This is a genomic window from Asticcacaulis sp. P2_B1 (assembly GCF_056404915.1).
This window is the reverse complement of the sequence record NZ_JBFUDD010000003.1, coordinates 199562-212249: the sequence shown is the minus strand read 5'-3', so window position 1 is coordinate 212249 and position 12688 is coordinate 199562. Positions and strand designations below refer to the sequence as shown.

Here is a 12688-nt window from a genome sequence, read left to right as displayed (position 1 = left end):
GGCTTACCAATCCTTGGTCACGGAGAGGGTCACAAAACGGCCGATGACGGAGGCGTTGGTGCTGTCGTAGTGGACGCCGGCGTAGCTCAGGGCCGGACTGACGGCGTAGGGCGGCTTTTTGTCGAAGAGGTTCGAGATGGCCAGGCCAAGCCTGAGGCCGGACGGCGCCGCCTTGAGACCCCCGAAGGCATAGCTGAGGTTCAGGTCCGCCGTGGTCCAAGAGCCGATCGGTACTGCCGGCGAAACGCCCGCATCGGTTTCCGCGGCGACGTAGTTGCCGACCAACGTCGCCGAAAGGCCTCCGCGCCGCCAGATCACTCCGCCGCGTGCCTTGAATTTCGGGACGTTGCCGATGGTGCCGGACAATTGCTGAAACGGCAGGCTGATGATGGTCTGCTGTTTCAGCCGAATCCAGGTGGCATTGCCGAAGGCGTCGAACGTGCCGAGCGATGAGGCGAAGCTCTGGCGATAGGACAGGTCCATGCCCCTGACAGTCTGGGCCGTCGCATTAGTGTAGCGATCCAGCAGGATGCCGACGACCTTCGCGGGATCGTAGGTGCTGCCAGAATAGTTGGTAAAGAGGTCCGCGTCCGCAAAGGCCGCGTCGACCTGCGCCTGCGTCGGGTTGAAGATGGCGAAGGGCGCGTAGATCGGATTGCTCAATCCCTGGGTCGTCTGGTTGATCGGCTGAACCACGCGGTCCCGATAGTCGATGTCGAAATAGGTCGCCGACAGTTTGAGGAAGGGATTGGCTGCCGGCGTGTAATCGACTCCCAGGGTCCACGAGGTCGACCGTTCGGGTTTCAGGTCAACATTGCCGCCCTGGGCGATGAGCACGGTCGCGCCGGAAACCGGACCGGTGTAGCCGGAGGTCGTGGCCGCGTAGGCATAAAGCAGCGACATGGAATGTAGCTGAAAGAAGGACGGCGCCTTGAACGACTTGCCCCAAGTCGCGCGCAGAGCCAGATCGTTCAGCGGAACATAGCGTATGCCGATCCGGGGATTGGTGCTCTTGCCGAGATCGCTGTAATCCTCGACGCGGGCCGACAGACTTACATCCAGGGCGTGAAGACCAGCGCGTTCCATCGATGGCGCGACGACAGGAACGGACAGTTCACCGTAGAGGTAGGCCACGTGGCGACCACCGAGAAAATAGCTGCTTTCCCCGGGCGAGGCGCTGCGGAAATCTTCGCGGCGGTAGCCGCCGCCAACGGCCGCCTTCACGTCTCCGCCCGGCAAGTGCACAACGGGACCATCGGCTGTGACTTCGCCGTATTTGACGGCATTGCGAAAGTAGCCGTGGGCCGTATAGGCGAAGGCGGGAATAGCGAGGTCCTGGCTGTTGTGGCTCCCCGAGGCGACGGCCGTCGCGTGAAGCCGCCAATGGTCGGTCAGCCGATAGTCGGCCGACACCGATCCGGAATAGGCCGGCGTATCCATACTGGCCGTATAGACATAGCTTGGGTACTGCTGGACCGACAGGTTGCTGCGGTCGCTGACCAGGGCGTCGAAGGCGATCGAGAGGCGGTCGGTCAGATCGCGGCCGCCGGCGAGGAAGGCCGACTTCCGCGTCTGAGGCTGCAACAGGGTGGTCTGTGGCTTTACGCCTGCGGTTGCCGAACGCTGCGACGCGAAGATGCCGTCGCTCTTCTGATATTCGATATTGCCCAGAATGTAGCCATTGGCACCGGCGGCACCGACCAGGGCGTTCACCGTGCGACTGGCGCCTCCGCCTTGCGTGGCGGCGCCATAGCTGGCGGACACTTGAGCGCCATTATAGGTCTTGCGCAGGATGACATTAGCAACGCCGGCGACGGCCTCTGAGCCGTACAGCGCTGAGGTGCCGTCGGCGACGATTTCGACACGCTGGACGGCGGCCAGCGGAATGCCGGAGATATCCGCCCCCTGGAAATAGCCGTCTGAAGACAGCCGGTGACCGTTCAACAGGGTCAGGGTCGCATCGGCGCCGAGCCCCCGCAGATTGACCGTCGTCTCGTTGGAGTAGTTCTGATTGTTGATGTTGACGCGCGAGGCGCCAATGATCCCTGGGTTCTGGCCGCCGCCGAAGTTTTCCGGCAGGCTGTGGATGACGTCTCCCAGTTGGGTGTACCCTGAAGCGTCGATATCGGAGCGCGTCACGGTATGCACAGGCGCGGTCGGGTTGCCGCCGCGAATATGGGTCCCGGTGACAATCACTTCCGTGGCCGCTTCGGCTGGATCGGTGGCGCCCGGCCTCTCCTTCACCCGTATGGAAATGGTGTCGTCGGTCTGGCTGGCGACTTCGAGGCCGGTCGCCGCAAGCAATGAGTTCAACGCTTCCTGGCGCGTAAAGGTTCCCTTGAGGCCCGGCACATTCACCTTCGCGGCGAGATCGTAAGGAAAGAGAAGCTGTACGCCCGACTGCCTGGAAAAGTCATTGAGCGCCTTGGCCCCGTCTTCCGCCGGAATGTCGAATGTGTAGGTCCTGGCCTGCGCCCATGACGTGGAGGGCGAAGCCAGTGTCAGCCCGCAGACCGCCGCTGCGATCGCTGTGGCTGAAACGAGAGAAGCGCGCATGCCGTATTTCATCAGAAGTCCCCTTGCTTGACAGTTTTGTGTCAAACGTGAGGGGACGTCTGCGGTTATTCACCACACCTGCGGCCCAAAAAATCTTTGCAATTCACCCGGTTTCTCCTGGCGGGCCGCTACGCATTGCCTGCGCCACGCTTATGCGAATACGGTCTATTGCATCAGGCCCCGACAGAAGCTCAGGTGGGCCGCCAACAAAATCATCACCCCGATCTACCGGAAATACCTTCAACTCACCCATCCCCGCATCCAATGCTTCCACGACGAATTCCCGAACCTCTTCCGGTGGATTGCTCATGGATGCTCGGGCGACAAAGCCCGCGATCAAATCGCAAATCTGCAAGGAAGCGCATTCATGGCTTCGCGCACTTGTCGTCGATGTCACCGGTATCGGCAACTTCAGCACCTTATCGCCTACTTGAATTGTGGTAGGTGCGATCGCCGGGTTGGTCATCTGAGACCAAATCCCCGACCGGGCAAAAAAGTGAATGCTCTCGTCGTGGATAACATCAAACGGCCCGGCGTGCTGATCTTGCCAGTGCTTCATACACTCGATGACAGCAGTGACGTGAATTTCATTGGTATCCCCAAAGGCCTCGATATCGTGGAAGGTCTCGAAATGCTTCGCCCCCTCGGCCATCAAGTCAAGAAAATGCTCGACACCCTCGGGCGCCCGCTCTGCTTCTGTCTGCAGAGCCCCCGTGAGCGCCGCCAAGCCTTCTTTCGACGGAGCCCGCGCGAACGCATTATACCGTTCCATCAGCGCGTTGGCCTTGTCTCTTTCCAGGATTCCTTCAAAGGCAAAAGACGCCATGTTGGCGAAACGACGAGCGTAATCGTCGGCGTAGAAGTCGTAGCCTTGTGCATGCAGAAAAGGCTCAACTAAGTTATCTACCATCTTGGAAACGATCGTGAAGCGCTTCCCGATCTGCGCGGCGCAAAACCGATCTGGCATTTCGCCGACGACCCGAGCAAAGTCCAGGAACGCCGCTCGCCCCCGAGGGCGCCGAAAGATTTGCCGAGATTTCAGCTCGGGCGCGGCGTAGCGTGGAAAGCAGCGGGCGATGATCTCACCTGCAGCATCCTCGGGCAGATCAGTACTTCCTATAGTAAAATACGGCTGGTCATGATCGAACAGGTGCGTGCCGGTTTGGCCGCTTTCATCAAAATATATTGTGGTCATAAGGTTTGCCTTCCAAGAAGGCCTATAAATAGGCGTTTACGCAAGGATTTGAAGCCTGCATCCGACCCGTCAGGTCACGGCCAAGCTTGAGCGGTATCCGCCAATAGAAAAAAGCTGGTGTTCACCGGCTGATCGCGACGGAGCCATTCGACAACTGGACGATGTGAATCCCAAAACTGGTTTGCAATGACGCCAGAAAATCCTTGGGATCGTGTGTCGTAAACCGTCCGCCCAAACGTATTCCGGCCAGTTCTGGGTCCGCGATCGTTATCTTATCATCCAGGTAGCGATTGTATTCCGCAACCGCGACCCCAAGGGTCTGACCGTCAAAGATCAGTTCGCCGCTCCGCCAGCCGGACGTGAACTGCATATCACTGTCACTGAGGCGTCGGACATGCGTCATGTCGGCGGCGCTCAATGCTGCCTGTCCTGTGTTGACGACGATCGGTCCACGCGACGAGTTCAGAGTGGACTGCGGTTTAATCGTACACATCCCTTTGTTGACGGTCACGTCCACCGCCGTGCTGCGCAACCTGGCATTCAGGTCGCCAGCCTGCAATTCCATGACTTGGCCGGCGGCATAGAGCAGATAAGGGCGATGGTCGGCAGGTACCGATAGGCCGATCTCGACACGCTCCAGCCAGATTCGGCGGCTGGAACCGCCGAACTTCCAGGACACCTTTGTGTCCGTATTCAGATCGAGTTGTCCGCCATCCGGCAGCCGAACGGTCTTCCGGCCTCCAACGGGTGTCGATGCGTAGGCACGGGCGTGGCTTGCACCCCAAATACCCACGCCGCCAGTTACGGCGACGAGGGCAGCCGCCCAAGGCAGCAAGCGGCGCCGGTCCACCTTTCGCGTCAGTCGCAAATCCGGATCATCACTATGGCCGATCCCACGCAAATCATTCATGGCGTCGGCGGTTGCCGCTATTCGCGCAAACGCCGCAGAGTGGGCCGGGTCGGAATCCCGCCAGGCTTCGAACGCGTTTACGTCGGCAGATCCGGAGTCCAGGCGCGCATGCCATAGAGCCGCTTCACGGTTGATGGCCTCGCGGGAGGAACTGTTGATCGCGTTCATGCTACTGCCCTCCTCCGGTCGAAACCATCTCCATCGTGGAGGTAAAATACGGGATATTGCACGCAGGGTCTATTCAGCAGCGGCAGAATTCGGCGTGCTCGAACTGGCGTCCTGCATACGTTGCGGTTCGTGTTCTGCCAGTTTGTCGGCAATGGCCGCCATGCCGCGGGCGAGGTGTTTTTCGACCATCGATACGCTGATGTCCATTTCGCGAGCGATGTCCTTCGGGAGCATTTCCGCCAGGCGGCGCAACTTCACGACTCTGCGGCATTGCGGTGGTAAGGCGTCGATGGCGTCAAGGACCAGTTGCCGGCGCTGTTTGGCCGAAAGCACTTCATAAGCATCGGGGCTGAGATCCATGTGACCGACCTCTTCCATGTTGGCCAACAGCTCGATCGGTACGATTCGGGCACGCTGAAGCAGCCGGCCGGCCAAGCTTCGAACGGCCTTCATGGCATAGGCCCTCGGGTTTTCTATCGCGCGCCATTTTTCGTTACGCAGCACGTCCGCATACGCGTCTTGAACCACATCCCGGGCCGTTTCCGTATTGCCGGTCATGCGCCGCGCTACCGCCAAGAGCGCGCCTTCGTGGGGAAACAGATTTGCGGAGAACCAGCGATCGACGTCCCGAAGCCACGATTTTGATGGTGGGCCGGCGTCGGGGTCTTTTCTCCCGAAACCCAAGTAGAAATAACGTTCAGCGACATCCAAAGCATCGGCCGCGCGCAGGAGCAGTTCGAAGCCAATGCGGCATTCGCCCGCCTCCATTGCCAATAGCTGATTCACGGAAACTTCAAGATGACCAGCCAGCCACTCTTCCGACATCTGCATAAATTCACGCCGCGCACGGAGACGCCCACCAACGTATTGGTCGACCGCGTTCAACGGAATAGTATTTTCACCCCCATCACGACCGACATATAGAGTCACGATATACACTCGATTGTATAGAGCCTGCCGATGAGATAGCGCCCATTGTGGCGATGGATGTGCAGGCGCTAGTTGGTAAGAATTTGAACCGAATCCGCATGGAGAAAGGCTTGTCGCAAGAAGCGCTTGCCCTTCGGTGTGAACTGGTAAGTCAAGGCTACATTAGCAAACTCGAAGACGGAAAAAGAAATCCGACATCCGTTATCCTCTACATTCTTGCGGCCGCACTCGAAGTCGAAGTTGGTGCCTTCTTTTCGAAAAGCGGAATTGCCTCAAGTCTGCTTGACGGCCCGATCCTAATCAGAAGCAAGCGGTCGAAGAAAACCTCAATCGAAGTCTTTTAACCAATAAATATACACTCGATTGTATGGCGCGGCAACGACAAATCACGAACCTGCAACCCTATGGATGTGCAGGCATTAATAGGATGGAACGTCCAGCGGCTTCGTAAGCAACTGAATCTGTCTCAAGAGGAATTGGCGCTCAGAGTCGAAATGGTAGCGCAGACCTATATTAGTAATTTAGAGGCAGGCCGATGCAATCCCACAGCAGTTACTTTATACCTATTGGCTAAAGCATTGAGAGTAGAGATCGCGGATCTTTTCGACGAGCGCGAGGTTCCCAAAAAAGTTGTCGAGGGACCTGTCGTCATTAAAAGCAAGAGGTCTGGGAAACGGACGATCTGACGTAGATTCACCTGCACAAACCTAGGTTTTTTGAACCGTCCACAGACGCCTGTAGGCCGCCGAATCCGCCATCAGCTGTGCATGCGTCCCCTGACGGACCAGCTTTCCGGCTTTAACGAGCAGGACATGATCGGCGATTTCGGCCAAGCCCAGACGGTGCGTCACTACAATCAAGGTCGTCCGACCGGCCATTCGCCTGCGCAACGTCTCGACTACATCGACCTCACTGGCCGGATCAAGAGCGGATGTACTTTCGTCGAGAATAAGCGCCGGCACCTGGATTCCGGCAATGCGGGCGAGTTCCAGTTTTTGCAGCTGACCGCCGGATAGCCGCTCGCCGCTCTCGCCGGCCAAGCGCGACAGATCGATCATCTCCCCCGTGTCATGAAATCGCCAGTCCGCCAGCAGGGATATCAAGCCGGCTTCGGTCTGGGCTGTCGGCGGATATAAGGCATTTTCGCGCAGGGGCCGGTTGAAGAGGGTTATCATCTGGGGGACATAAAGCACCAATTCATGCCTGCGGCCGGGCGGCACGCTCATCATGTCCTGGCCATTGACGGTAAGCTCTCCCGAGGACGGTTGCAGGATGCCGGCCATGAGCTGGGCCAGGGTCGATTTTCCGGAGCCGTTCGGCCCGACGATGACGACGAAAGCTCCGCGCGGGATAATGGCGCTTACATCGTCAAGCCCGCCGGTGTTGCCGGCATAGCGAAATCCGACGTGGTCCAGACGGATGTCTGCCGCGCCCTGGCCGCTCTGGAAAATGCCATCTTCTGTCGCATCTTCATCCGTCGAATCCAGCACGTCCCTGACTGTTCCGATTGCGCCGGCCGCCTGACTCAAAATGAAGCCAAAGCTGCTCAGGGGCGTGATGAGGCGAAAGGCGTAGGCTTGGAGCAGAACGAAGCCGCTGACGCTCAATTCGCCGATCAACGCGTCGTGACTCGCAAAGCCGAACACGACGACGAGGCCGATGCCGATCAGACCATATTGCGCGACGGACATGGCGATCAGCGAGCGGATCATACGCTGGTTGGCGCGTGTCTTTTCCTCGAACCGAGTGGCAATCATCCGTATCTCGGCGTCAAGCGCGCCATTGAAAACAACCCTTCGGGCATTCCTCAGAACATCTCCGACATCGCGGGAGACCGCCGCGGCCGCGGTGTTGGCGACGGCTGCGTTAGTTTGATGGCGAACAGCGCCTACCCAGGTGACCACAACGTAGACCGCCAGGATCAAGGCCAGAAGGACGGCGTACGCGAAGGGAACGATCGCGGCGACGATGACAAGACTGCCGACGACCTGCAAAGCCAGCGGCACGGCACGCCAGATAAGGCCATCGACCACAATCACCAGAGCGTATGGCAGGCGTTCCAGCAGGCCGAGCATTTGGCCGCTATCACCGTCGCGCCCACGGGCGGAGACCGGCAAACGGCTATGTATGGCGCGCGCGGCGAGGCTTTGCACGAGCCGATCGATGGCCCGCGTCGAGTAAGTCATCCGCCACGTCGAAAGGACGGCGCTCGCCGCCCACGATCCGACAAACACGGTTACAGCCAGAACCAGGTGCGGAAGCGCGGTGACATGCGCTGTCAGTCCATCGACCACGGTCTTCAGGGCGAATGGGCCGGTTATACCGAGAGCGATGACGACCAGTTCGATCAGGGCACCGCGCACAATGTCCAGTCTTGAGCCCGTGGCGCCGTTCCAGAGCGCCTTTGTCACTGCGGTCAAGACGCGCCGTACGGAAGGCTCAGACGAGGAGGGATCGGTAGCCGCCATCGACCATTCTCCGTGCATAGGCGAGCAGACGTTGGACACGCAGCCGCAGGAAGTCGGACCGGCCGTTCCATTCCTCCCGGACCAGGCGTTCACCGAACAGGACCGCAGCAATCTCGCGCTGGCTGGCGCCCGCCGTCATGCCGTCGAAAGCTTGCAGAGCATTTGCCCATTTCGCGGCCGCGGTTTCCTGGGGAAACAGCGATTTCGGAAATCGTCCCAAACGGCACAGAGCGCTGAACCGCATCAGGGTCCGCAGCTTGGCATCGATATGGGCGAGGCCTTCGACCTGGTAGCGCAGCCGCACCGGCCCTGCCGCCAAGGTCCCTCCCCTGACATCGAGCTGGATTTCACCGACGCCATCCGTCAGGAGGACAAGTTCGCGGCCATGGCCATCCGTGATAAGTACAGCCCGATCGCCGAACCGAGCGATATCGAAGGCATCGGGGTGCGTCGAGGGTACTGGTTCGGCTTCCGCGACAACGACGGACGGATCGACGTCCGTGTGCCAGAACAGCCTGGAATCTCGATCACCATCGCTCATGCGGCCGAGATGGACAAATACCCCTTCGGAAAAAGGTCGTTCAGATCGTCGCTGATGAACCGGTAAAGCGCCGGCCCGAAGAATTGCCATGATGTCGTCTCCGCGACGCGCCGGGCGGCGCCTTGATAGTTGAGATTGCGCTTGAGCCACAGCCAGGCCCAACGCCTTCGATCGATCGAAATGAGCGCGCGGTAGCGGGCGGTTTCGGTCCACCCGCCAGCCGCGGTGTCGCTGTGACCTGTTTCCTGGCCCATTCGACTACTCCTCGCAGGCGTTCTGCCCGCTCTACGCTCGCCGGCCGACGCCCGCGAGGCTGTTCCTGGACTTCCGCCGGCGCGCCTGGCGCCGACAGCTCAATTGATTTTCGGCTTCGGTCGATACGTGGGCTTGGCTGTCGGGTCAGTGGCGGCCTGATCCTGAAGCTCGAGATAGGCCTTCAGACACCTGGCGAAAGCCTCATCGAGCGCTTCCGCGCAGTCGAGCATTCCAAGACTTCGCATATGCTTGCGCAGCCAATCCACGGCATCGATGCATTGCTCGACCTCCACGGTCGATGGGCGAGCAGCACCCGTTAGCGGACTGGAGCCTCGTCGCTTAGGCGGCATGGCGTTTATTGACCGGCAGATCGAGGTGCAGGGCAGTTGGAATACCGGTTGTCCGGACCACGCGATCCCGTTGGTCTGCGTTCACAGTGATCGATGCAGCTTGGATCTTGGAATGCGAACCGACGCCTTTGACGGGACCGAGTCTGTCGAGAACGATCCCGGAGCGCTCGAACACCGAGCGAAGAATAAATGTCGGCATGAGACCGACGATGCGCTCTATTCCCAAGGTCAAGCCGAATTCGAGATAGCCGAGACAGATGTGCTGGCAAATATTGGCCCGAACGTCAGGCGAAAGGCGATTGTCGATACAGAAACGTGTTCCCTCCCACACGTTCGGTGCGTCGAAGACGGTTGGGTCGTCGACCCAATCCGCAAAATGATCTTTGAGCATGCAGCCGTAATCGACCGGTGTCAGGCGGCTGCAGCCCAGGACTGTCTTGCCATCATCCGAGTAGACAAGATATACGGCAGCCAAAGTGTCATATTGATCGAACTCCATGCGGTCGATTTCCCGGACCGCGTAATGCTGGCGCTCGATGAATTCGCGGTGACGCAATTGGAACTGGCCGAAAAACAGGCCGGCATTACTGGAAATATTCCGGTACGAAATAGCCTTCAGCATTGGTAACTCCTCCTCGAACAGAGGAGTTCAGAACACCACGTGGACGGACCGCTCAACACTACCCAAACAGGTAGTCATTTCGCTAGATTTCGATGATTCCGTCGCGGACCGCGGCGCCAACCGCTTGCGCGCGGGTTGTCGCCCCGAGTTTATTGAAGATGCTGCGCCAGTGATAATGGACGGTCGTCGGCTGTATGCCGAGAACCGCCGCGATCTCGACATCCGTGCGGCCGTGCGCGGCACGGATCAGAATTTCCGCCTCGCGTTCCGATAGCCCGGCCATGCTCGGCAGCCGCAATCGCACACCGCAGATGCGCTTGTAGGCCTGATAAAAATGATTGCAGATCGCCACGGCTATATCGATATCGACCGGGTCCGTCAGCTTTCGGTAAGACGTCGCCAGGGCGATGCCAGCCTTTTGAACCGACGGTCCACGAAAAGGGATACCGAGACCATTGTACAGTCCGGCCGCCTCTCCTTCGCGCAGAAAGGCCCGTTGCTGCGCGGTCAGTCGTTCCTGACGATTGAGGTCGCGCCACCAAAACGGAGGCGACACCCCGGAAGCCCGTCTCAGCACCGGATCGATACGAATATAGTCCCGATCGATATAGTGGCCCTGCCAATCGAGCGGGTACGTACTGATCAGGCCGAAGCCCCAGTGGACTTCGGCAAGTTCGGGATCATACGCGACGGAGAAATTGACGCGATCGAACCCCAGACCGGCAACTGCCTCGATCAGCAGTTCATACAACCTTGCCTTCGTACGGACGGGGCGGGTCGACGCGATGAATTCATCAATGACAAAACGCCTGAGAGCGGACATGCCAAGGGCTCCCGCAGAATGTGACATGCGCTCGACTGGCGAGGCGTCACGATGGAACGGTGTACAGGCGTCGTCGCGTCAATGCGCACTGGACGTGGCCAGCATACGTTTTCTGATTTGGTCGCTTTCCCAGGCGGCGGCGCCCAGGCACAGGGCGACAAATATGCCGCCCAGGAAGTCTGATGTGACAACGTAGGCCCAGGCCATCTTATGCCCGGCAGGCGCAAGGACATCGGCAAAATGCGACACAAGGTCCGCAGCCGCGCAGGCTGTAATCAAAACCGACCAGAGGCGCCGTGAAAAAAAGGAGATGGTGAAAAGCGCCGCGACGACCACGAAATCGAGCACAAAAATGGGGAGACCTGGGGTGTAGGTGGTCTTGACGAGCGGCGTCACAAACCATCCCACCAGAACCACCAGAACGGCCAATCGTTCGGATCGGCCACCGCGTACTGCTGCCCATGCGCCAAGAATGAGGACAAGGGCCGTACCGCCGTAACCGAGAAGAAAATAACCGAGGGTCAATCAGGTCTCCATTTGCGGTCAAACGGCGTCCGCGTCTTCCGGCACAACGCCATCGGTGCCGATGGGCGGCTTGGGTTGCAGGGTTCCGATCAACAAAGTCCGGCATCCCAACTGCGTCTTGACTTCGTCAAGGTGGCTGTGGGCGCTTACGAAGTGGCTGCGAGCGGTATTGAGCGCGGTAGCGCCGTTGAGGATAGCATCCAAAGCCTTTTGCCCGAACGTACCCGAGATGTTGCCTGTGATCCGCAGCCTCGTCAGCGTGGCCAGGAGTTCACCGGTTTCCGACAATGCCTTGTCCACGGCATCCTCCGTCGCAAAAAGGCGGTCAGCTCCAGCCGTGACCATATCCGAGCGTTTCATGTAGTACTCCTGTCAGAGCCGGATTCCCCGGCGAGGTCCGGCGACCGCTTCCGAACTATCGGTGCGCACCGCCGATCTGTTGAAGGACTTCGAAAATTCCCAGAACGGTTACGGCCGCCAAGCCGAACGCCATGATGACACCCAAGGTAAGCAGAACGGTTAGTCCCACCCAGCGAGTCGGACTAAGCCGGGCAAGCCAGCCGTGTAGCCTGGCAAGGCGGTCAGGTCGCTCGGGCCCTCCGGCGGCCGCGGAAATGTCCGCATTTGCAACCGTCGAACCGTCCGGTACCTGTTCTTCGTCCGAGAGAGGTTTCGAATATCCAGGCTCCGACGGTGCTTCATCGCTACGGTGTCGCGCTACCCGCTGAAATCGATCCCCCTGATTTTGAGGGGCTCCTTGGCTGCTTTCAAATTCGAGGAAAAGCAGTGCCGCGTCCCGGACCGACGCCAGGCCGAGCTTTTGGCGCGCCTCGTTCGCGTAGCCACGCACGGTATGTTCGCTTATCTTCAAGTCGCGAGCGATTTCCTTCGCCCGGCGGCGTTGTCCAAGCCCCTGCAAAACTTCTTTTTCCCGCGGCGACAACGCCGCGCATCTCTCCAATGAAGTTCTTCCGTGTTGGTCAGTATGCAATGCAAAGCCCGTCACTAATGCGCGGAGGCTTGACCGCGAATACATCAAACCTGGTGCCCGGGGGTTAGCTTCCAATTTATAAATTACGTCGCGACATGACGTTGTGCCCTTGGGAGGCACCAATACGTACGTTCTGTGATGTTATGGGACTGGTCGAATAATGCAACCACCATACGCTGGAAAAAGCTCCATCACATTCAATGAGTTCTTATTAGAAATCGACTATATAGGAATCGTAATCGCCGCCCGAGGTTGGTCGTTCAACCCGTCGGTGCGACGGGCCGGCACGAATCTCGAGACGTTTCAGCTTCTTCGCTACGCGCGGTCGATTCGCGATTCCGACTATGCTCTTTC

Annotated in this window: 13 protein-coding genes and 1 pseudogene; 2 read left to right on the top strand and 12 right to left on the bottom strand. The window is 59.1% G+C overall.

Annotation, left to right across the window (positions count from 1 at the left end; genetic code table 11):
* Positions 1-3: 3 nt before the first annotated feature.
* The 4 genes from AC1DX3_RS10190 to AC1DX3_RS10175 form a co-directional block, all read right to left on the bottom strand.
* A complete protein-coding gene (locus AC1DX3_RS10190) occupies positions 4-2556 on the bottom strand; it encodes a TonB-dependent receptor domain-containing protein (protein WP_476989169.1) in 2553 nt (850 codons plus the stop codon).
* A 103-nt stretch (positions 2557-2659) separates the two neighbouring features.
* Complete coding sequence (locus tag AC1DX3_RS10185) at positions 2660-3751, bottom strand: DUF3800 domain-containing protein (RefSeq protein WP_476989168.1); 1092 nt, start codon at positions 3749-3751, stop codon at positions 2660-2662.
* Positions 3752-3872: 121 nt separating this feature from the next.
* On the bottom strand, positions 3873-4829 hold the full coding sequence (locus tag AC1DX3_RS10180; RefSeq protein WP_476989167.1) for a FecR family protein: 957 nt from the start codon (positions 4827-4829) through the stop codon (positions 3873-3875).
* 69 nt (positions 4830-4898) lie between these two features.
* On the bottom strand, positions 4899-5660 hold the full coding sequence (locus tag AC1DX3_RS10175) for an RNA polymerase sigma factor (RefSeq protein ID WP_476989166.1): 762 nt from the start codon (positions 5658-5660) through the stop codon (positions 4899-4901).
* Between the two features lie 152 nt (positions 5661-5812).
* On the opposite strand from AC1DX3_RS10175, the gene AC1DX3_RS10170 reads away from it, so the two are divergent.
* Positions 5813-6103, top strand: coding sequence for a helix-turn-helix domain-containing protein (locus AC1DX3_RS10170; protein WP_476989502.1), 291 nt, complete (start codon positions 5813-5815; stop codon positions 6101-6103).
* Positions 6104-6163: 60 nt separating this feature from the next.
* Positions 6164-6445, top strand: a complete 282-nt coding sequence (locus tag AC1DX3_RS10165; protein WP_476989165.1) for a helix-turn-helix domain-containing protein — start codon at positions 6164-6166, stop codon at positions 6443-6445.
* A 21-nt stretch (positions 6446-6466) separates the two neighbouring features.
* Here the strand turns inward: AC1DX3_RS10165 and AC1DX3_RS10160 are convergent, their stop codons facing one another.
* The 8 genes and pseudogenes from AC1DX3_RS10160 to AC1DX3_RS10125 all read right to left on the bottom strand — a co-directional run.
* Positions 6467-8227 (bottom strand): ABC transporter ATP-binding protein, encoded by a 1761-nt coding sequence (locus AC1DX3_RS10160; protein WP_476989164.1) that lies wholly within the window; start codon positions 8225-8227, stop codon positions 6467-6469.
* The gene (locus AC1DX3_RS10155; protein ID WP_476989163.1) at positions 8199-8768 is read right to left on the bottom strand and encodes a DUF2285 domain-containing protein; all 570 of its coding nucleotides are present in this window, start codon (positions 8766-8768) and stop codon (positions 8199-8201) included. The genes AC1DX3_RS10160 and AC1DX3_RS10155 overlap by 29 nt, the downstream gene beginning before the upstream one ends.
* The gene (locus AC1DX3_RS10150; RefSeq protein ID WP_476989162.1) at positions 8765-9022 is read right to left on the bottom strand and encodes a transcriptional regulator domain-containing protein; all 258 of its coding nucleotides are present in this window, start codon (positions 9020-9022) and stop codon (positions 8765-8767) included. The genes AC1DX3_RS10155 and AC1DX3_RS10150 overlap by 4 nt, the downstream gene beginning before the upstream one ends.
* 340 nt (positions 9023-9362) lie before the next feature.
* Positions 9363-9995 (bottom strand): acyl-homoserine-lactone synthase, encoded by a 633-nt coding sequence (locus AC1DX3_RS10145; protein ID WP_476989161.1) that lies wholly within the window; start codon positions 9993-9995, stop codon positions 9363-9365.
* Positions 9996-10077: 82 nt separating this feature from the next.
* Positions 10078-10818: a helix-turn-helix transcriptional regulator gene (locus AC1DX3_RS10140; protein WP_476989160.1), complete on the bottom strand. Its 741-nt coding sequence runs from the start codon at positions 10816-10818 to the stop codon at positions 10078-10080.
* A 78-nt stretch (positions 10819-10896) separates the two neighbouring features.
* Positions 10897-11343: a hypothetical protein gene (locus tag AC1DX3_RS10135; RefSeq protein WP_476989159.1), complete on the bottom strand. Its 447-nt coding sequence runs from the start codon at positions 11341-11343 to the stop codon at positions 10897-10899.
* Between the two features lie 18 nt (positions 11344-11361).
* Positions 11362-11703, bottom strand: coding sequence for a hypothetical protein (locus tag AC1DX3_RS10130; RefSeq protein ID WP_476989158.1), 342 nt, complete (start codon positions 11701-11703; stop codon positions 11362-11364).
* A 433-nt stretch (positions 11704-12136) separates the two neighbouring features.
* Positions 12137-12379: pseudogene (locus AC1DX3_RS10125) on the bottom strand (response regulator transcription factor); the annotation flags it as partial.
* Between the last annotated feature and the right edge of the window lie 309 nt (positions 12380-12688).

Coding starts and splice junctions, on each gene's coding strand:
- AC1DX3_RS10175 (WP_476989166.1), bottom strand. CDS start 5,660: ATGCAGATGTCGGAAGAGTGGCTGGCTGGTCATCTTGAAGTTTCCGTG.
- AC1DX3_RS10150 (WP_476989162.1), bottom strand. CDS start 9,022: ATGGGCCAGGAAACAGGTCACAGCGACACCGCGGCTGGCGGGTGGACC.
- AC1DX3_RS10140 (WP_476989160.1), bottom strand. CDS start 10,818: ATGTCCGCTCTCAGGCGTTTTGTCATTGATGAATTCATCGCGTCGACC.
- AC1DX3_RS10180 (WP_476989167.1), bottom strand. CDS start 4,829: ATGAACGCGATCAACAGTTCCTCCCGCGAGGCCATCAACCGTGAAGCG.
- AC1DX3_RS10155 (WP_476989163.1), bottom strand. CDS start 8,768: ATGAGCGATGGTGATCGAGATTCCAGGCTGTTCTGGCACACGGACGTC.
- AC1DX3_RS10190 (WP_476989169.1), bottom strand. CDS start 2,556: ATGCGCGCTTCTCTCGTTTCAGCCACAGCGATCGCAGCGGCGGTCTGC.
- AC1DX3_RS10170 (WP_476989502.1), top strand. CDS start 5,813: ATGGATGTGCAGGCGCTAGTTGGTAAGAATTTGAACCGAATCCGCATG.
- AC1DX3_RS10130 (WP_476989158.1), bottom strand. CDS start 11,703: ATGAAACGCTCGGATATGGTCACGGCTGGAGCTGACCGCCTTTTTGCG.
- AC1DX3_RS10160 (WP_476989164.1), bottom strand. CDS start 8,227: ATGGCGGCTACCGATCCCTCCTCGTCTGAGCCTTCCGTACGGCGCGTC.
- AC1DX3_RS10145 (WP_476989161.1), bottom strand. CDS start 9,995: ATGCTGAAGGCTATTTCGTACCGGAATATTTCCAGTAATGCCGGCCTG.
- AC1DX3_RS10165 (WP_476989165.1), top strand. CDS start 6,164: ATGGATGTGCAGGCATTAATAGGATGGAACGTCCAGCGGCTTCGTAAG.
- AC1DX3_RS10185 (WP_476989168.1), bottom strand. CDS start 3,751: ATGACCACAATATATTTTGATGAAAGCGGCCAAACCGGCACGCACCTG.